This window comes from Sphingomonas endolithica (assembly GCF_025231525.1).
In the GTDB taxonomy this organism is placed as follows: Bacteria; Pseudomonadota; Alphaproteobacteria; order Sphingomonadales; family Sphingomonadaceae; genus Sphingomonas; species Sphingomonas endolithica.
The window spans coordinates 2,081,521-2,098,776 of sequence record NZ_CP103057.1 but is presented as its reverse complement, the minus strand read 5'-3'; the positions used below and the strand labels follow the sequence as shown (position 1 = coordinate 2,098,776).

Sequence of the window (17,256 nt, the reverse complement as noted above, 5' to 3'; positions counted from 1 at the left end):
CAGATGTCCAAGGAGGCGCGCGAAGCGCCCGCGCGGTGCGTCGAGCAGCTGCGCCGGAATGCCGAGCTCGTGCGCGCAGCCGGGCGAACGCTACGCGAGCTGGCGCCGCCGTTCGCGGCCACGCTGGCGCGGGGCAGTTCGGATCAGGCGGCGGCGTTTGCCAAGTTCCTGCTCGAAACCCACGCCGGCATGCCGACGCTCAGCCACGCGCCGTCGATCGGCTCGCTGTACCACGCGACATCTTCGCGGTTTCACGGCGTGCCGCTGATCGCGATCTCGCAGTCCGGCCGCAGCCCCGACCTGCTGGCCGCTGCCGACGATGCGCGCGCACAGGGCGCGATCCTCGTCGCGATCGTCAACGACGCCGACTCGCCGCTCGCCGAACGCGCGCAGATCGTGATCCCGGTCCATGCCGGGCCGGAGACCAGCGTCGCCGCGACCAAGAGCTTCGTCTGCACGCTCGTCGCGCTCACGCATCTCATCGCCGAATGGAGCCAGGACGCCGCGCTGCTCGCCGCCCTCGACGATATCGCGTCCGTGCTCGAGGACGCGGCGAGCGCCGACTGGACCACCGCGGTCGCCTCGCTCAAGGATGCCCGCCAGATGCTGGTGCTCGGCCGCGGCCCCACCTTCCCGATCGCCGGCGAGGCGTCGCTCAAACTGAAGGAGACCTGCAGCCTGCACGCCGAAGCCTTCAGCAGTGCAGAAGTCGCGCACGGCCCGATGACGCTCGTCGGCGACGGCGATCCCGTTCTGGCGCTGGCGCCGCTGGACGTAGCGCGCAGCGGGCTGCGCGAGCGGCTCGAGGACTTCGCGGCACGCGGCGCGACGGTGATCGCCGCAGGCTTGGCCGAGGACGTCGGGCCGGCCAGCTTCGTGCTGCCCTCGCGAACCGACGTGCATCCGGTACTGGGCGCGATCGCGCAGATCCAGAGCTTTTACGGGCTCGCCAACGCGCTGTCGCTGGCGCGGGGCTACGATCCCGACAAGCCACCGCATCTCAACAAGGTGACGCGCACCTTATGACCGCCCAGGCTCTTGTCGGGGCGCGCATCGTCCTTGCCGACCGCGTGGTCGAGGGGCAAGCGCTGATCGTCGACGGCGACCGCATCGTCGGCCTGGCCGATTCCGGCGCGGTTCCCGCGGGCTGCGCGGTGCAGCAGGTCGGCGGCTGGCTGCTGCCGGGCTTCATCGACACGCAGGTCAACGGCGGCGGGGACGTGCTGTTCAACGACATGCCCGCCGTCGAGGGTATCCGCGCGATCGCCGCCGCGCACCGCCGCTATGGCACCACCGGACTGCTGCCCACGCTCATCAGCGACTATCCCGATGTCGTCGCTGCCGCGATCGTCGCGGGCGAGGCAGCGCTCGAACAGCGCGTTCCCGGCGTCCTCGGCGTGCATATCGAGGGGCCGCATCTCAACGCGGCCAAGAAGGGCATCCACGATCAGAGCCGCTTCGCGCCGATCGACGATGCCGTGCTCGCCCGGCTGATGGCGCCGACGATCGGTCGCCGGATCGTCACGCTCGCGCCGGAGCTCGCACCACCTGGCGCCGTCCGCGCGCTGGCCGATGCCGGCGTGCTGGTATGTGCCGGGCACAGCCTGGCCGGCTACGATCAGACCGGTGCCGCGCTGGCGGATGGCCTCGCCGGCTTTACCCACCTGTTCAATGCGATGACGCAGTTCCTCAGCCGCGAACCCGGCATGGTCGGTGCCGCGCTCGAGGATCGCGCCAGCCACTTCGGGCTGATCGTCGACGGTCTCCACGTGCATCCGGCGGCGCTGCGCGTGGCGCTGCTCGCGCGCGGAATCGAGGGCGCGATGCTGGTGACCGACGCGATGCCGCCGGTCGGCGGCGCGCGCGATCACTTCACGCTGATGAGCCAGGAGATCGTCGTGATCGACGGAACCTGTCGCGGCCCCGACGGGACGCTGGCCGGCTCCGCGCTGAGCATGGCGCAATCGCTGCGCAATGCCATGGACATGCTCGGCTGCGACATCGTCGCGGCGTCGCGCATGGCCAGCGGCAATCCGGCGGCCTTCCTGCGGCTCGCGCACGAGACCGGCACGATCGCACCCGGACTGCGCGCCGATCTGGTCCTGCTCGACGACGCGCGGCGGGTCCGCGCCACCTGGATCGGCGGCATGCGCGAGGATCACGGCGAGTGACGCCCGAACTCGGCCTGATCGAAGGCCGCTTCGGCCGGATCTGGAGCGAGGCCGAGCGCAGCCACGTTGTCGCCACGCTCGCGACGGCGGGCTACGCTTTCTACCATTACGGTCCGAAGGCTGATCGCTCGCTGCGCCGCGAGTGGCGCCTAACCCATGACGCCGATCGCACCGAGTCCCTCGTCCGGCTCTCGGCCGAATGTCGCGCGGCCGGCATGCGGTTCGGCATGGCCATCACCCCGGTGGGATCGACGCATCCGTTCGACGACGCCACCCGCGCCGACCTGCGCCGGCGCGTCGCCGATCTCGATGCGATCGGCGTGGACGATCTCGCCGTGCTGTTCGACGATCTGCGCGGCGACATGCCGGATCTCGCGCAGCGGCAGGCCGACGTCGTCGATTTCTGCGCCGGTCTGACCAGCGCCTCGCGCGTCTATACCTGTCCCACCTATTATTCCGACGATCCGGTGCTCGACCTGGTGTTCGGCGATCGCGCGCGCGACTACCTCCACGATCTCGGCCGCAGGCTCGATCCCGCGGTGCAGGTCTATTGGACCGGCGAGGAAGTCTGCTCGCGCGAGATCGGCGGCGCCCATCTCGCGCGGGTCGCGGACGAACTCGGCCGCCCGGTCTGCCTGTGGGACAATTACCCGGTGAACGACGGCGCCCGCATGTCGAGGTTCCTGCACCTGCGCGCCTTTACCGGCCGGCCGGCGCGCATCGCCGATCATGTCTCGGGCCACGCCATCAACCCGGCGATCCAGGCGCATCTCGGCTGCATCCCCGCGCTGACGCTGCCGATGGCCTACGCACAGGCCGACGATTACGCCTATGGCCAGGCCTTTGCGGCGGCCGCGATACAACAGCTCGGCGCCTCGTTCGCCCGCATGCTGCAGCAGGATCTTCCGGCGTTTCAGGATGTTGGGCTCGAACGGCTGGGCGCTCGGACCGAACAGCTGCGCGCGCGCTACGCCGGCATCGATCACCCCGCCGCGCGCGAGATCCTGCACTGGCTGGACGGCGACGACTTGATGACCGACGACGAGGTTCAGACGCAGTAACGCGATGACGACGGCCCGATCGACACTCGAGCGCGAAACGCATCTGCTGCTGGCCCTACGGGCGGCGGTCGGCAGGCGGCACGTGCTCACCTCGGCCCGCAGCACCGCGCGCTTCTGTAGGGGCTATCGGACGGGCGAAGGGCCGGCGATCGCCGTGGTGCGGCCGGGCAGCCTGGTCGAGCTGTGGCGCGTCGCGCAGGCGTGCGTCACGGCGGACGTGTCGATAATCGTGCAGGCCTCGAACACCGGCCTCACCGGCGGATCTACGCCGGACGGCGCGGATTATCCCGGCGGGCTCGTCATCATCAGCACCACGCGGCTCGCCGGCCTTCGCGTTATCCGTGGCGGCCAGCAGGTGCTCTGCCTGCCCGGCACCACGCTGCACCGGCTCGAACACGCACTGCGCCCCTATGACCGCGAGCCGCATTCGGTGATTGGCTCGTCGTGCCTCGGCGCGTCGGTAGTGGGCGGCGTGTGCAACAATTCGGGCGGCTCGCTGATCCGCCGCGGCCCGGCCTATACCGAGCTCGCCCTATTCGCACAGGTGCGAGCCGACGGCACGCTCCGCCTAGTGAACCATCTCGGCATCGCGCTGGGCGACGATCCCGAAGCCATGCTGTCTCGACTCGACAGCGGCGCCTTCACCGAAGCCGACATCGATCCGGCCGGTGATCGGCGCGCGCACGACCACGACTATGCCGACCATGTCCGCGACATCGACAGCGCGGTGCCCGCGCGGTTCAACGCCGATCCGCGCTGCCTGTTCGAGAGTGCAGGCAGTGCCGGCAAGCTGATCGTCTTCGCGGTGCGCCTCGACACGTTCGCGCGCGAGGCCGAGACCTGCACCTTCTACATCGGCACGAACGAGCCCGCCCGGCTGACCGAGCTGCGCCGCACGATGCTGCGCGATTTTGACACGCTGCCGATCGCGGGCGAATATATGCACCGCACTGCGTTCGACGTGGCGGACCGCTACGGCCGTGACACGTTCTTTGCTATCGAGCGGCTCGGGACGGATCGCCTGCCCGCGCTGCTCGCGGCCAAGGCATGGTTCGACGCGGCGACCGAGTGGTCGGGCAAGGGCCTGAGCGACCGCCTCCTGCAATGGTCCAGCCGCTTCATCCCGGATCCTCTTCCCGCACGCATGCGCCGGTATCGCGATCGCTTCGAGCACCATCTGATCCTGAAGGTGGGTGCCGGCCAGGCCGCGTCCGTCCGGGCGCTGCTCGCGCGCGTGTTTCCCGGTGACGATGCCGGCGACCGCTTCGAATGCACCGCGCCGGAAGCCGCCAAGGCATTCCTTCACCGCTTCGTGGCCGCAGGCGCCGCAGTGCGCTACCGCGCGGTGCACGCCGACAGCGTCGAGGACATCGTCGCGCTGGACGTCGCGCTGCCGCGCAACACGCGCGAATGGGCCGAGCAGTTGCCCCCCGAACGAGAGCGCGAGGTGATCCACGCGCTCTATTACGGCCACTTCTTCTGTCAGGTGTTCCACCAGGACTATATCGTGCGCAAGGGCTCGGACCCGCTTGCCTTCGAACACGCATTGTGGGCGCTGTTCGATGCGCGCGGCGCGCAATACCCGGCCGAGCACAACGTCGGTCACCTGTACGTCGCACGACCCGAACTCGCGCGATTCTATCGCAGCATCGACCCGCGCAACCAACTTAACCCCGGCATCGGCCAGACCGTGCGAGCGCGGGACTGGGGTGCAACGGCCGTCAACGGAGACACGCCATGACCTATTTTCTCGGTATCGATGCCGGCGGCAGCAATTGCCGCGCCCGATTGGTCGACGCGCAGGGCGTGGTGATCGGGCAGGGACGCTCGGGACCGGCCAACGCCCGGATCGGCATAGAACCGCTTTACAGGACGCTCCTCGATACCGCCGACCAGGCCTTGGCCGAAGCCGGTCTGTCGCTCGCGCAGCGCGGCACGATCCACGCCGGGATGGGCATCGCCGGCATCACCCGCCTGGGTATGCACACGGCCCTGGCGGAGCTCGAGTTCGGCTTTGCATCGGTCGCCTTCGCCAGCGACGCGACGATCGCCAATCTGGGCGCGCACGCTGGTGGCGACGGCGCGATCCTCATTATCGGTACGGGCAGTGCGGCAAGGCTGCGGATCGACGGCAAGGACTTCACCATCGGTGGCTACGGCTTTCCCATCTCCGACGAAGGTAGCGCCGCGGCGCTTGGCCTGAGCGCGATGCGCCATGCGCTGCGTGCGCTCGACGGCCGCACGCGCAAGACGCCGCTGAGCACCGCGATTACCGAGGGCTTCGGCCACGACACCGCGCGCGCCATCGCCTGGATGGACCAGGCGACGCCGCGTGACTATGGCGCCTTCGCACCGCTGGTAATGGAATACGCGGAGGCGAACGACCCCATCGCGCGCTCGATTGTCGAAAACGCTGCGGGTCATATCGAACGCTTTATCGAGACGATCTTCGAACGCGGCGTGACACGCTGCACGCTGGTGGGCGGCCTGGCACCGCGGATGAGTTCGTGGCTCCGTGCCCGCACAATGCAGCGCCTGAGCAGCCCGCTCGGCGATCCCCTGGACGGCGCCCTCAGGCTCGCGGGTTTCATCTCTGCTCCGACCGCCTCGGCCGCGCCCCTGTCTCCAGGGCAGTCGGCTTGAGCGGATCAAGGGCTTTGTCAGACCAATGTGGAAGCCGCAGCGGACGCTGCTAGCGGGCGTGGATGAGCCGAAAATCAAGGGCGCTTCCACCGAGTCCGTTCCGTCGTTTCATCTCATCACCCGAGGTGATCCGCCTGGTGGTGATGATGTACGTGCGATTCCCACTGTCGCTGCGCAACGTCGAGGACCTGCTGTTCGAGTGCGGGATCGACATCTGCCACGAAACGGTGCGGATGTGGTGGAACGGCTCTGTCAGACCAAATGCACCACTGATTTCCTATTTGGTTAGAGCAGCAATTGATCAGCCTCACTGCAGTTTTGTTCCTTTGAAGGCCAGCCTTCGTTCTCGCCGCCGCGCCGGCTCGGGATCGAGATTACGACCGGTCGCCATTCAAACGAACCAAATTCCGGTTAGTCTGACAGTACCTGCTGCGGCGGTCGGTCGCGTGCAATGATTGATCGACTTCGTAATCGGAGCGTTGTGCATGGACGCAATGAGGCTGACCTCAGGGCCGAACCCGCCGCACCAGGAGATGAGCGATGCCGATCATGGAAGGCCCTGCAGGAACCCAAGAAGACACGGCAGCAATGGTTTGGGATTTGGTGGACGGCTTTGCGCTACTGTCGGCCGCTGTCGCCGAACAGTACAAAGGTCCTCAATCCCGTCCGCTCGAAGCGGTCCTTTGCCGTCTGGCTGACCGGGTGGAGGCGATCGGCAAGAAGAACTTGGCAGCTCGGCTCAACAATGCGCGCGGACGTTTCGCCAGCAGTCTGTCCTGAACATATAGGGAGTTTACTGGGCGGCGTCTGGGGCTGTTCCATAATCAGCCCTGGCGCGCGGCTAAAGTAAGCAGGCGATCGTCTTTGGCAAAGGTATATACCGCTTCCAGACTTAACGAGAAACGAGGATCGGCATGGCGGACAGCAGCGAGCAAGATAAAGCCTTACAGCTATACGAAGTCGACCGTGCTCTGCTCGATGAGCACGGACTGCCGTACATCGACACAATCTGTTCGTTTGCGGAAGGCATGCGAGCCGAGGGGCGCACCGCAGACGCCGACGAGGCCATGCGTCAGTGCGACCGGATGCGCGCGATCCTGCTGAGCGACCGCGATCTTGTCGCGCATTACCACGCCGTGGATGGAGAGGGCGGTGATCCTTGGTCGGATGCGTTGGTTGCTGAGGTGGAGAGGCGCGGGCTCGACACGTGAACTACGACGTGCTGGCGCCTAAGGAGTTGCGCTGCCGCTGCTAGCCTATCCCAACGCGACTGAATCGCAATTGGAACGATGAAGGCCGCAGTGCGCTCGACACGCAGTCGTTGTGGCTGAAGGATCCTGAATATGTTCATGCACAATAAGCGGTTGCAATATACCGTCCGAGTATCCGAGCCCAATCCGGTACTGGCATCCTTAATGCTGGAGCAGTTCGGTGGGGCCGATGGCGAATTGGCGGCAGCGATGCGCTATTTTACGCAGGGGTTGGGCGAAACCGATGCCGGTCGGAAAGACCTGCTGCTCGACATCGCGACCGAGGAGCTCAGCCATTTGGAGGTGATCGGTTCGATCGTCGCCATGCTCAACAAGGGCGCGAAGGCGCAGCTTGCAGAGGCGGCGATGACCGAGGCAGAACTGTACCTGTCGATGACGGCTGGCGGTAATAGCCATACCCAGTCGCTACTATACGGTGGCGGTCCGTCGCTGACTAATTCGTCTGGTGTGCCATGGACGGCTGCATACATCGATAGCCGCGGTGATCCGACGTGCGACCTGCGCTCCAACATCGCCGCGGAATCGCGCGCCAAGATCGTCTACGAGCGGCTGATCAACATTACGGACGATCCCGGCATCAAGGAGGCGTTGGGCTTCCTGATGACGCGCGAAGTCGCCCACCAGAAGTCGTTCGAGAAGGCGCTGTATGCGATCGAGAACAACTTTCCGGCCGGCAAGCTGCCAGGCATCGAGAAATATGCGAACGTCTATGTCAACACGTCGCAGGGCGAGGGAGACGAGAACGGACCGTGGAACACTGGTGAGCAGTGGGAGCGGATCGACAATCTCGAAGAGACGATGCCGATCGACGAAGGCGACGGAACGGCCACGGTTGGTCTTAGCAAGTCGGATGCGGCAGTTGCAGAAAAGCTCGCCAAGCGTACGGCTTCCGATCCATCCAGCGATCCAGAAACCGGTGTTGATTTGGGCGCAGGACCGGGCGCCGGGCTCATCAGTGGCGAAGATCTGGGCGGAGCCAAGGACGTCAACGACGCGGCCAAGATCGCAGACAAGATGTAACAAAAAAGGTGCCCGGCTTTTCGCCGGAGCCGGGCACCCATTTGAGATCGTGGAAAATCGTCGGGCGTGCCACGTTAAACCGTTGAGCGGCTGATCGCTTTACTCCAGTGAATGCCTTGGCAACCCGGAGGGCGCCATATGACGCGTAAGCCAGCCGGCACCACCTTCAGACGCTTTCGCGTGGCAAATCACCTTAAGTAACACCGAGTGCGGGTGGCGAAGGGGGGGCCTTCGTTCCACGCCACGGTGGCTCGTCGGTGTTCCCGCAGGCGCAAAGGACCTTGGTGGTCGTGCCCAGCATTATGCTCTAGCAATTTCCTGCTCGGTGGCACCTCTACCTGCGGTCTCCGGCTGTTGATGTCCTCTAGGAATGATGCTCAAAAGCGCTGTCAGCAGCGCATGCGTCCCCCCTGCCGCGCTGCTGAACAGGGGGCGGCTCGTTCGGCAATCAGCTGTCGGGCGAGCCGTTTTCCTCTCCGCCGAAGAGGCTACCCGGCTTAAGGTCGAACGCGCTCACCGTGCCGCGATTGGCTCGCCCGCGATATCGTCATCGGCGTCTGGATCCCGCCCTTGGAGCCTATCCAGCCGTCGCATGATGGGTGTCACCGTCAGGCCGTGCATCGAGATAGAGAGCAGGACCACCAGCCCCATCAACGCCCAAAGTCGGTCAGGGTTGGAAACGTCCATGTGGTTCAAGGGCACTGTCAGACCAAATGCACCGATCGTTAGGCAGAGCGGGGTAGGCGTCGGCATGCCCCGCCCCCGCAAACCCGCCAGCCCGTTTCGCTACTTCAATTCATCACCCGAGGTGATCCGCCTGGTGGTCATGATGTACGTGCGGTTCCCACTGTCGCTGCGCAACGTCGAGGACCTGCTGTTCGAGCGCGGTATCGACATCTGCCACGAAACGGTGCGAATGTGGTGGAACAGGTTTGGCCCGATGTTCGCAGGCGACATCCGCCGGCAGCGCCTCTCGCGGATGCGCGGCTTTCGTCACTGGCGCTGGCACCTGGACGAGATGTACGTGAAGCTGAATGGCGAGATGGTCTACCTCTGGCGAGCGGTCGACCACGAAGGTGAGATCCTCGAGAGCTACATCACCAGGACCCGCGACAAGGAGGCAGCGCTACGCTTCATGAAGAAGGCGCTGAAGCGGCATGGCAGCCCCGAGGCGATCACGACTGACGGTCTGCGCTCCTACCGTGCAGCGATGAAAGAGCTCGGTAACGCCGAGAAGCAGGAGGTTGGACGCTGGGCCAACAACCGGGTCGAGAACAGCCATCTGTCCTTCCGAAGACGGGAACGGGCGATGCTCAGGTTCAGGCGGATGAAGTCGCTACAGAAGTTCGCCAGCGTGCACGCCAACGTCCACAACCACTTCAACCTCGAACGCCACCTAGTCGACCGCCAGACCTACAAGGAACGCCGCTCAGCCGCGCTGGCTGAGTGGAGCATGATCGCGAGCTAGGGTGTCGTGCTCAAAGAGCGAACTGCATCGTGTGGAGAGCGGTTCGCATTAGACTGACAGCACCAGCGACAGTGAAGGTCGCCGCTCTGAAGGTCTCGTTCCCGGCCTTCGCCCAGCCGGCCTTCTCCGCAAAATGGCCGTAGAGGCTGGTGGCGTCCGCACCCGTGTCGAGCTGCATGCGAAGCATTCGGCCGTTCAAGTCGACAGGTACGGTGATCGCACCGCGTGCGGATCCCTTGTCGTTGGCAAGCCACTTGAACGGTACGCACTGCGCCTTGCGGTCGAGACTTGCCGATGCCTCGCTCAACGCGCTGTTCGGCGCCGCAGCAGCTGGGGGAGTAGCGGCGAGGGCCGCAATCATAGACAAGAAAGCAGAGAATTTAAGCATCAACGCCGATTAGCAGCGGTCATGTGTCGGGTATAGTTGGGGAGACCAAAGCGAACACGATCGTTGCACCGTGGGTACAAGGAGACGATCATGCCGGAGAGAGAGAAGATCAGCGATGGCGCCAACGAGCGAGCTATAAACGAGTCCATTGCGGGCACCGGCCCCGGCATACCCGATGACGCCTTGGCACCCGGCGAGGAGCTTCCAGTGCCCCCGACCGACGAGGAGGTCGCCCGTGTCGCGCGCAAGCTGGGCGCCCCGGTTCCCGAGGCTGAGGGCGATCCACCAACGCCAGAGAGTGCCTCCTGATCGCGATCAGTCGTAAGCAAACCGGGTACAAGCCGATGTGGAGCGCGGAGCTTGCCATACACACCTGTGGCTGTTCCTTAATCTTCGGCTTGCGGCCGCTGACCTTTAGGCACAAACGACCGCGTTTATAGGAGCTGATATATGGCGTTGCGCCTCGAGATTGACCAAGCCAGCATTACCGACAACGACATCGCTCGCCACGTGGAGTTCACGGCTGAGCTCGACGGCGACGAACGGGACTTTGCCGTCAAATACGCGGTGCTTAAAGAGCTGAGCGGTGACGAGCCTGAGGCTGACGCGCTGGAAATGTTCGAGCGGTTTAGCGACGAGCTTATCGACGTCTGCGTAGAGGCCGCTGTGCAACGACCTTCTGCGAACGTGGTGATTATCGACGAGGGCGACCTCGAATAAGCGGCGTCGATAGCAGGAGCGTTTCGGCAGCACCTGGTCATCAGCGTGCGTTGGCGCGGATGGGGCCCGCTGCTGAAATGCGGCAACTTTTGTTGCGCCCCTGCTCACGATTCAGAGATTGGACATGACGGCAGTGCATGTGGTTCGGCCGCTTACATGTGCCGATACGGGTTCAACGCGCAGTGACGAACGGATGTTCGAGCCGCACTGCGTCGAGCAGGCGCTCGATCGCGGCAAGCTCACGTACCGTGCCTGATGGCTCGACTTCCCAGTTACAGTGCGCGTGCGTGGCCGTGTTGCGGACCTTGATCAGCCCGATAGCCAACCGCCACCCGCGCGCTGTGCCACCTGACGAGCGGGTCAGTCGAGCGATGAGCAGTTCTTGGAGCTGGCCGGCCGTCATGGGACGTCATCAGCATTCCCGCGCTGCCGGCGCAACCCGGAAAGCTCCCTTCAAGTCAGCCCTTTAGCTGCTTTCGACCCGCAACGCTGCTCCGGCAGTGTCGGTCGCCTTTGGAGCTCGTTGCGGATCCCCCGATCTTGTCGGACCAGTCCGTCGCCTCATCTCCTTCCATCGGAAGAGCGCGGCGTACTGCGGCCTGCGAGCAGGCTTTTCGTCAGCCATTCGATTCTCCCACGATGCCGAAACACCCGCAGCATTTACAGCAGCGTTTGAGCGGTCGCGGCTGAGGAAAAGCGTCGATGACATGTTCTTTGGTGCGGTGGAACGAGTCTGCACCGGCGCGAGTCTATGGTGGATGGCAAGCAGAGCGGCGGCAGGCAGATCGAAGGCGTCCAGAACCGCGGCTCGCGCGTCCGCTTCCGAGCTCGCGCCGCCGCCCTTCCGGCAGGTCCAGCTCGCGCTGTTGGTAGATAGCGTCCCGGCGGGCGACCGCTGGCTCCACGAGATGAAGTATGACGGCTATCGGCTGGAGGTCGCGGTGGGCGGTAGCACGGCGCGTGCCTACACGCGCTCGGGTCTCGACTGGTCGGATAAGTTCGCGGACATCGTCAAGGAAGCGGCGACCTTGGATGTTCGATCAGCGCTGCTCGATGGCGAAGCCGTCGTGATGGACGAGCATGGCCGCTCTAACTTCCAGAAGCTGCAGAATGCTCTGAAAGGCGCGCCGGCCAGCATCGACTTCGTCGCATTTGATCTGCTCGAACTCGACGGCGAAGACCTGACCGGCCTGCCGCTCACCGAACGCAAAGCGAAACTCCGCGCGATCCTTCCCGAGGGCGGGTCGCGCATTCGTTATTCTGACCACATCGTCGGCAACGGCGAGAGCCTCCTTCACGGTTTCTGCGATGCAGGCTTGGAGGGCGTCATCTCGAAGAAGGCTGACGCACGTTATGTCGGCTCCCGATCCGGCGGCTGGCTCAAGACAAAGTGCATCAAGCGGCAGGAGTTTGTGGTCGTCGGTTGGACCCCGTCAGACAAGTCTCGTGCGTTCCGGTCATTGATCCTGGGTGTGCACGACGGCGGTGTGCTGCGCTACGCGGGTAAGGTCGGCACCGGGTTCGGCATGGACGAGATCATGCGCTTGATGGAGCGGATGAAGCCGCTGGCGCAGGAAGCCCCTACTGTGCAGGCGCCTCGCGCGGAAGTGAGAGGCGCACACTGGTTGAAGCCGGTGCTGGTCGCGGAGATCGCCTACGCCGAGATGACCAACGAGGGCACGCTGCGCCACCCGAGCTACCTTGGTCTGCGCGAGGACAAAAAGGCTGAGGCCGTGGTGTTGGAGAAGGAGTCTCCCGTCGCCGAGATTGCCGCGCCTGCGGTGAGCAAGGTCAAGGTCAGCAATCCCGAGCGAGTGATCTTCCCTGAATCGAGCATTACGAAAGGCCAACTCGCCGACTATTACGCCGCCGTTGCCCCTGCCATGCTGCCTTGGGTTGGAAGCCGCCCGATCAGCCTCGTGCGCTGCCCCCAGGGTCGCGCGAAGAAGTGCTTCTTCCAGAAGCACGACGCGGGCAGCTTCGGCGACACCGTCAAGCATGTCGGCATCCTGGAGAAGGATGGCCATGAGGAGCCCTATCTGTTTGTCGATACCGCCGACGGGCTGCTCACCTGCGTCCAGATGGGCACGATCGAATTTCACGGCTGGGGCGCGCGGATCGAGGACGTCGAAAAGGCCGACCGGCTCGTGTTCGACCTCGATCCCGACGAGGGGCTCGACTTCGAGGCCGTACGCAAGGCAGCGTTCCACTTCCGCGACATTCTGAAGCAGATCGGGCTTGAAACCTTCCCGATGGTGACCGGCGGCAAGGGCGTGCACGTCATCGCCCCGCTGGTTCCCCGAGCCGAATGGCCGGAGGTGAAGGATTTCGCGCACCGCCTGGCGCGTGCGGTCGCGCAGAGCGATCCGAACAACTTCACCGCCGCGCTACCCAAGGCACAGCGCAAGGGCCGCATCTTCGTCGACTATCTGCGCAATCAGCGCGGCGCGACGGCGGTGATGCCGTATGCGGTGCGGGCCCGACCGGAGGCGCCGGTTGCCGCGCCGATCACGTGGAAGGAGATGGAGATCATCGATGCGCCGAACCACTATCATATTGGTGATGCGGCAGAGCTGGTGAAGCGTGCCGGATCTAAGGCGCTGGCCGGATGGGGACGTGCCAATCAGATGCTGCCGGACCTATGAGGCAGCCTGCATGAAAATCGCTACCTACAACGTGAACGGCGTAAACGGCCGGCTGCCCGTGCTGCTGCGGTGGCTTACGGAGAGCCAGCCAGACGTTGTCGTCTTGCAGGAGCTGAAGGCGCCGCAGGACAAGTTCCCCGAAGCGGCGATACGCGACCTCGGATATAAGGCGATCTGGCACGGACAGAAGAGCTGGAACGGCGTGGCGATGCTAAGCCGCGTCGGCGAGATCCACGAGACGCGGCGTGGTCTGCCCGACGATCCCGACCCGGCGCAAAGCCGCTACATCGAGGCTGCGGTGAACGGTATCTTAATCGGCGGGCTCTACCTGCCCAACGGCAACCCGCGCCCCGGCCCCAAGTTCGACTACAAGCTGCGTTGGTTCGACAAGCTGATCGAGCACGCCGCGGGATTGCTGGAGTCCGGCCTGCCTGTGATGCTCGCCGGCGACTTCAACGTCATGCCGACTGAGCGGGACGTCTACAAACCCGAGCGCTGGGTCGATGACGCGCTGTTCGCGCCGGAGGTGAGAGACGCCTTTTTCAGGCTGACGGCACAGGGCTGGACGGACGCATTGCGAACGATCCACCCGGACGAGACCATCTACACCTTCTTCGACTATTTCCGGAACGCCTACGGCCGCAACGCCGGGCTGCGCATTGACCATCTGCTGCTCAGTCCAGCGCTGGCCGATCGCTTGGTTGACGCGCAGGTCGATCGCGACGTCCGCGGCTGGGAGAAGACCAGCGACCATGCGCCGGTGTGGATTGAGCTCGCCGATGGCCAGGCGAAGCGCGCTAAGCGCACATAATGGCGGCGCGAAGTGCCGGCATTCTCTTGTACCGCCGCCCGGCAGGCGCTTTCGAGGTGCTGCTTGTTCACCCCGGCGGGCCGTTCTGGCGAAACAAGAACGTCGGCGCTTGGCAGATCCCGAAGGGGCTGGTCGATCCAGGCGAGGAAGACGAGGCGGCCGCACGCCGCGAGGTGGCCGAGGAGTTGGGGATCGAGGTAGTCGAGCCAGTCGAGTCCCTCGGCGAGATCCGGCAGGCTGGAGGGAAGACGGTCGTTGCCTATGCCGTCGAACGCGACCTCGACACCACCACGATCGTGAGCAACACGGTCGAAATCGACTGGCCTCCGCGCAGCGGCCGAAAGATGACTGTGCCCGAGATAGACGAAGCGCGATGGTTCAGCGTCGATGAAGCGCGGCGCCACATGCTGGCCAGCCAGGTACCACTGCTCGACCGTTTTGCCACGATCCGGAGCCACCCGTCCCCGACGGGCGTTCAGATGCATCCAGCCAAGGAGCCGATCATGACCAAGCTCACCGCCGACGATCGCAACGAACTCGACAAGGGTTCCTTCGCCTTTGCCAAGCAGAGGAAGGAGCCGCTCGAGAATGCGAGCCACGTGCGGAACGCTATCGCGCGCTTCAATCAGGTAAAGGATGTCACCGACGGTGAACGCGACGCCGCATGGAAGCGGATTGAGGCGGCAGCGAAGAAGTTTGGCGTCGACGTGACGGAGAAGAGCTGGCGCGAGATCGGAAAGTGACCGGTTGAGGAGTGCCTGAGGCAGACTGGCACTGCGCGTCCAGCTTCAATTTGGCATTAAATTTAGGCAGCCGTTGTTGTCGCTTTTGGGTGGATCACGGCCTGGCGGCTTTGGGGAAGCGGATGCGGTAAGCCGCCCTTCATTCATGACCGAGCATCGTATCCCCACCAGCACGTCATCGAATTCGGCTGCGGACCTGATTTAGGAAGCTGTCCCAAAAATAGGCGGCGGCACCGTTCTCATCGAGCGGCCCGTCTGGCCTCACGTGCGACATCGCGTTCCGTGCGCCAAATGCGAGACCCTGAGGCGTTTCCTCGACGGGCAGCCAGTCGTTCATGGAATTGCGCGTGCTGGTCGCGGCGTCGTAGCTAAGGCATAGCGCGTTTCGCCACATATCGCCGCCATGCCAGATGCTGATCTGGCCGACCCGCTTGCCATCGAGATAGACGCTCGCCGCGAACGAACGACTGTCGATCCGTTCGAAATCGGTGTCGATGCGCGGATCCGAGCCGTTCAGTTCGGCAAGGTTCTGCTCGAACAGCGTCGCAGTCGCCACGAATCCGCTACGCAGAAACCGGTCGCGGTCGAGGTCAGTGGGCTTCGCCGCGATACCGAGCAGGTTGGTTGACCTCACGGATTTACGTGTTGAGGTTGGTTCGGCAGCGACCGGCATACCGCCAGATTCCGACGGCGCGCGCGAGCCGAGCCGCGCCTTTAACATTTCGCGGATCGCGCCGACCGCATTGTCGAGAGCCATGTCGGTGTCGGGCCAGTTGGTCACCGGCCTGCCGTCCTTGGGCAGGGCAACGAATTCCGCCAGCGTCTCCCCGTTTCCGATCGGCACGCCCTTCCACTGGCACGGGCGCAAGATGATCGGGATGACGCGAGCGGTGCCTTGCCGTTGACGTACGAACGCCCGCAGCATCTCCTGTTCGTAGCAATACTCGGATGCGATAAAGGCGGCCGACACAAGCAGGATCACGAAATCAGATTCGGCTAGAGCCGCCTGAACCGTGGGGTCGAGATGCTCGCCCGGTCGCAACAACCCGTCGTGCCACAGGTCGATCAGCCCCTCGCGCCGCAACGGCGCTAGGTGCTGAACGAGCTGGTCCTTCAACGCCGTATCTGCGTGGGTATAGGAAATGAAACCGGTCGTCATGACGGTCGCCTTGTTGCGCCGGTCATGGGAAGCGACACGACGTTGTCGGGAAGAGGCTGCAAGGGTTGGCCGGTAAGGCGTGTAAACAGGCTTGGAGCCATCCCAAGTTCGGAAAGCAGGCGATGAAGGGCAACGCCATTCCGCTTGGCGAGCCATGCAACGGCGGAATTCAACAATTCAGGTTCTTCCACGACAATTCGGTCATCGTATCGCTCCGTCTTCGCCTGACCGGTCTTAACCAACTGAATATTGGCCGTACGATACTGTGCGGCATCGATGAGCCCCAAATCAAACGCGCGACGAGCGATGGCGCGCACCGAAACCTTCCAGCGTAGCTTCATGGCGAACAAGGCGTTCCAGTCGAGCACGCGCCTCGTCCGAGGAAATTCTCGTGCGAACGCGCCACGCGGGATAAGGAAGGCGCCGGCGAAGCGATGCGCTTCTCCTTCGGTAACGCTGTCCCCCGTCACGATCCCCTGATGCATGACAAGGTGGGCGGCTTCATGCGCAAGATCGAAGCGAAGGCGAGCGCCTGCCGCCTTGGCCATTGACCGGACCACAATGGGACGGCGACGTGCCATCGACAACGCGTCTATGCGCTCGGTGAGATCATCGAACTGGACGACCACCGCACCGGCATTCTCCAGGACGCGCGTCATGCTGGTGACAGGGCCATCAAGGCCAAGTCTCCAATGCTGCCGGGCTTCCTCGGCAGCGCGCTCAATCGCGTCGGGAGATGTAGGACGCGCCGATTCCGGGAAATCCACGACCGGTAAGCGCACCTGAGTCTCGATCCCGTCCACCAGCGCCTCGATCGCAGTGCCGCGCGCAACGGCTTGAGCCACCAACCCGCGCGGGGCGCTTGCCAATCGGCGAAAATGGCAATCCTCCTCGCGGACGGGATTGATCGCCGGATTCGAGAAGAATGCCGGTGTAACCGCGAGGACTGACGCCAGTGCCTCCTGCAACTCATCGGTCGGCTCTTTGGCGCCCGTCTCCAGTTGATGAACGAACTGCCGGCTGGTCGCGACGAAGCCGCCCAGTTCGTCTAGCGACAATCCGGCGAGCAGCCGCGCCAGCCGCAGCTTGTCACCGTGGAACGTACGTGCGCGATCGCCCGGACCACGGCCCGGCGTAGTTCCCCTGGACACCACGC

18 protein-coding genes and 1 pseudogene are annotated in these 17,256 nt (G+C 64.5%); 15 read left to right on the top strand and 4 right to left on the bottom strand.

Annotated elements, in window-relative coordinates; translation table 11 throughout:
* The first annotated feature begins 3 nt into the window (after positions 1 to 3).
* From NV382_RS09875 to NV382_RS09825, 10 genes and pseudogenes are all read left to right on the top strand, one after another.
* A complete protein-coding gene (locus NV382_RS09875) occupies positions 4 to 1,026 on the top strand; it encodes an SIS domain-containing protein (RefSeq protein WP_418066792.1) in 1,023 nt (340 codons plus the stop codon).
* Positions 1,023 to 2,171, top strand: a complete 1,149-nt coding sequence (gene nagA / locus NV382_RS09870) for an N-acetylglucosamine-6-phosphate deacetylase (protein ID WP_260596585.1) — start codon at positions 1,023 to 1,025, stop codon at positions 2,169 to 2,171. Before NV382_RS09875 ends, nagA begins: the two co-directional genes overlap by 4 nt.
* Entirely contained in the window at positions 2,168 to 3,232 is a 1,065-nt protein-coding gene (locus NV382_RS09865) for a protein O-GlcNAcase (RefSeq protein ID WP_260596584.1), read from the top strand. Before nagA ends, NV382_RS09865 begins: the two co-directional genes overlap by 4 nt.
* Before the next feature lie 4 nt (positions 3,233 to 3,236).
* The gene (gene dld, locus NV382_RS09860) at positions 3,237 to 4,973 is read left to right on the top strand and encodes a D-lactate dehydrogenase (protein WP_260596583.1); all 1,737 of its coding nucleotides are present in this window, start codon (positions 3,237 to 3,239) and stop codon (positions 4,971 to 4,973) included.
* Positions 4,970 to 5,875: a glucosamine kinase nucleotide-binding domain-containing protein gene (locus NV382_RS09855; RefSeq protein ID WP_260596582.1), complete on the top strand. Its 906-nt coding sequence runs from the start codon at positions 4,970 to 4,972 to the stop codon at positions 5,873 to 5,875. The genes dld and NV382_RS09855 overlap by 4 nt, the downstream gene beginning before the upstream one ends.
* A gap of 143 nt (positions 5,876 to 6,018) precedes the next feature.
* A pseudogene (locus tag NV382_RS19690) lies at positions 6,019 to 6,114 on the top strand (IS6 family transposase); the annotation flags it as partial.
* A 301-nt stretch (positions 6,115 to 6,415) separates the two neighbouring features.
* Positions 6,416 to 6,655, top strand: coding sequence for a hypothetical protein (locus tag NV382_RS09845; RefSeq protein WP_260596580.1), 240 nt, complete (start codon positions 6,416 to 6,418; stop codon positions 6,653 to 6,655).
* A 134-nt stretch (positions 6,656 to 6,789) separates the two neighbouring features.
* A complete protein-coding gene (locus NV382_RS09840) occupies positions 6,790 to 7,086 on the top strand; it encodes a hypothetical protein (RefSeq protein WP_260596579.1) in 297 nt (98 codons plus the stop codon).
* Positions 7,087 to 7,218: 132 nt separating this feature from the next.
* Positions 7,219 to 8,166: a manganese catalase family protein gene (locus NV382_RS09835; RefSeq protein ID WP_260596578.1), complete on the top strand. Its 948-nt coding sequence runs from the start codon at positions 7,219 to 7,221 to the stop codon at positions 8,164 to 8,166.
* Positions 8,167 to 8,917: 751 nt separating this feature from the next.
* Positions 8,918 to 9,634, top strand: a complete 717-nt coding sequence (locus NV382_RS09825) for an IS6 family transposase (protein WP_260596577.1) — start codon at positions 8,918 to 8,920, stop codon at positions 9,632 to 9,634.
* Between the two features lie 10 nt (positions 9,635 to 9,644).
* On the opposite strand, the gene NV382_RS09820 is transcribed toward NV382_RS09825, so the two are convergent.
* On the bottom strand, positions 9,645 to 10,022 hold the full coding sequence (locus tag NV382_RS09820; protein WP_260596576.1) for a retroviral-like aspartic protease family protein: 378 nt from the start codon (positions 10,020 to 10,022) through the stop codon (positions 9,645 to 9,647).
* A 90-nt stretch (positions 10,023 to 10,112) separates the two neighbouring features.
* Between NV382_RS09820 and NV382_RS09815 the strand changes: the two genes are divergently transcribed.
* Complete coding sequence (locus NV382_RS09815) at positions 10,113 to 10,331, top strand: hypothetical protein (protein WP_260596575.1); 219 nt, start codon at positions 10,113 to 10,115, stop codon at positions 10,329 to 10,331.
* Positions 10,332 to 10,472: 141 nt separating this feature from the next.
* Positions 10,473 to 10,742 (top strand): DUF1488 family protein, encoded by a 270-nt coding sequence (locus NV382_RS09810; protein WP_260596574.1) that lies wholly within the window; start codon positions 10,473 to 10,475, stop codon positions 10,740 to 10,742.
* Positions 10,743 to 10,914: 172 nt separating this feature from the next.
* Here the strand turns inward: NV382_RS09810 and NV382_RS09805 are convergent, their stop codons facing one another.
* Positions 10,915 to 11,145, bottom strand: coding sequence for a hypothetical protein (locus tag NV382_RS09805; protein ID WP_260596573.1), 231 nt, complete (start codon positions 11,143 to 11,145; stop codon positions 10,915 to 10,917).
* Between the two features lie 304 nt (positions 11,146 to 11,449).
* Here NV382_RS09805 and ligD point away from each other — a divergent pair, with 304 nt between their 5' ends.
* From ligD to NV382_RS09790, 3 genes are read left to right on the top strand one after another with little or no spacing between them, the layout of a single operon-like run.
* Complete coding sequence (gene ligD / locus NV382_RS09800) at positions 11,450 to 13,387, top strand: DNA ligase D (RefSeq protein ID WP_260596572.1); 1,938 nt, start codon at positions 11,450 to 11,452, stop codon at positions 13,385 to 13,387.
* Between the two features lie 10 nt (positions 13,388 to 13,397).
* Entirely contained in the window at positions 13,398 to 14,198 is an 801-nt protein-coding gene (xth, locus tag NV382_RS09795) for an exodeoxyribonuclease III (RefSeq protein ID WP_260596571.1), read from the top strand.
* Complete coding sequence (locus NV382_RS09790) at positions 14,198 to 14,941, top strand: DUF6582 domain-containing protein (RefSeq protein WP_260596570.1); 744 nt, start codon at positions 14,198 to 14,200, stop codon at positions 14,939 to 14,941. Before xth ends, NV382_RS09790 begins: the two co-directional genes overlap by 1 nt.
* 175 nt (positions 14,942 to 15,116) lie before the next feature.
* On the opposite strand, the gene NV382_RS09785 is transcribed toward NV382_RS09790, so the two are convergent.
* Both NV382_RS09785 and NV382_RS09780 read right to left on the bottom strand, forming a co-directional pair.
* The gene (locus tag NV382_RS09785) at positions 15,117 to 16,100 is read right to left on the bottom strand and encodes a toll/interleukin-1 receptor domain-containing protein (RefSeq protein ID WP_260596569.1); all 984 of its coding nucleotides are present in this window, start codon (positions 16,098 to 16,100) and stop codon (positions 15,117 to 15,119) included.
* The gene (locus tag NV382_RS09780) at positions 16,097 to 17,254 is read right to left on the bottom strand and encodes an ImmA/IrrE family metallo-endopeptidase (protein WP_260596568.1); all 1,158 of its coding nucleotides are present in this window, start codon (positions 17,252 to 17,254) and stop codon (positions 16,097 to 16,099) included. The genes NV382_RS09785 and NV382_RS09780 overlap by 4 nt, the downstream gene beginning before the upstream one ends.
* Between the last annotated feature and the right edge of the window lie 2 nt (positions 17,255 to 17,256).